Raw genomic sequence first — 1,614 nt, forward strand, 5'->3', positions numbered from 1 at the left:
CCGCGATGCTACATGATCTGTACGGCTCGTGGTGTGGGAGGAACGGAGTCGTGAGGCTTCGTCCTATCCCGATTAGCTGCTGTGATTCTACCAGAGTTGCGAACCTTAAGCGTTTTCATTGCAGATGGTTTTTATTCCTATGTTTATCGCAATGTTCTGTTGAAACCGCGACGCCCCTTATTGTTTTGAAGAAGTAATATCAGATTAGATCTTAAATTAAATGATTTTATCTTTACTCATCGTAATAGGGGCTATTTTCTTTTAAAAACTGCTTGAATTCTTCTAGTTCTTGTATGGGTAATTTTAATTCTTCTACTACGCACTCAAGTATATACTTAAGAGATTTTCTCTCTAGGTGGACGTTAGTTTCTACTAATCGTCCATTGTCTAGCTTATAGTCTGGATAAACCTCTTTGTTTAGGAGTTTTTCTAATTTCTCTATATTAGGAGTACTCCCCTTAAACGTTTCAATGTATTTACGAATAGTGTCAGGGTTTTGAACTGCCATCATGTAGTTAGCAGGCAATTTGGTTAAAAAGTTGAGTTTCAAGTTATCAGGTATATATTCTCTTTTTTTTGTAGGGAATAGGTCAATCATTATGTTGGTATCAATTGATTTACTTTCCTTCCAAAGCTCATCATCTAATTTTGAAAAACTGTTTGTTTTTCGTATAAACTCGGCTAACCAAGCATTACAATGCATTGTGTCATTTTGGCTGTTTACTTGAAGAAGACCGAGTTCAAATGAAATGTCACTATTTTGTTCTGCAACATCAAAAATACAGGCCGCCCACTCATTAATATAACCGGTGTAGCGCTTTTGTTTTTTTGAGTATGTAATTCCAACGGAGTCGATCAGAGTTACTTTAATAATGTTTTTATTATCACTTTTTTTACGTCTGAATACACATAAACCACTATGATACCCCACTGGATCACCATATAGTTGAACAGATAAGTTTGAATCTGATTTGAGAAAAACACTAAGGTAATACTCAATATCAGTGTAGTGAGAAGAATTTAGAGGTATTAATTGTTTTTTTCTTTTAACTGTAGGTTCTAAATGAGTTGGCTTCAGTGTATGAGGTAAAACATTACGCCAAAACCGATCATGTAAGGAGAGGTTTAATTCCGACATTTTTTCCGTTATTTTCTCTACACCTGAAGAAGCTGTTTCACTGAATTCCTTATACGATTTTGCTAAAACAGCTTCTTGATATACCATTTTACAATCATCAAAAATAGATTTCTTTAGATTATTTGGCGTATCTTTTTGTTCAAGTACTGATTTTTCCACAGTTCGTTGTTTTATTTTTTTATGTGGAAGATCTGCTTTATCATCTGGCAATTTTATTTTTTTATGATGAGGTTTTGTAATTTTGTTTGCCTTGTTAGCATCCGTTGTTTGTGTAGAGGGGGGTTGAACCTTATTGTCAGTAGGTGGTGTCGACCTGATAGGCATTTGGTTATCACCATGTATTGATAGTCAGAGGCAAATTGGCCATTATATCGGCTCTATCGTCACAGTATTAAGTAAGGGCTTACGCAGCTAACAAGTGACTATGGTGTCAATCATAAATTATCCAGCTAATTCGGGGTTCCAATGAACCCCAT

The 1,614-nt window shown here is 35.4% G+C and carries 1 protein-coding gene; it reads right to left on the reverse strand.

Going from position 1 to position 1,614, the window contains the following annotated elements:
- Window positions 1-232: 232 nt before the first annotated feature.
- The gene (locus Q1B11_RS20105; RefSeq protein WP_299735780.1) at window positions 233-1,462 is read right to left on the reverse strand and encodes a hypothetical protein; all 1,230 of its coding nucleotides are present in this window, start codon (window positions 1,460-1,462) and stop codon (window positions 233-235) included.
- Between the last annotated feature and the right edge of the window lie 152 nt (window positions 1,463-1,614).

The organism is uncultured Endozoicomonas sp., assembly GCF_947495845.1.
Lineage (GTDB): Bacteria > Pseudomonadota > Gammaproteobacteria > Pseudomonadales > Endozoicomonadaceae > Endozoicomonas.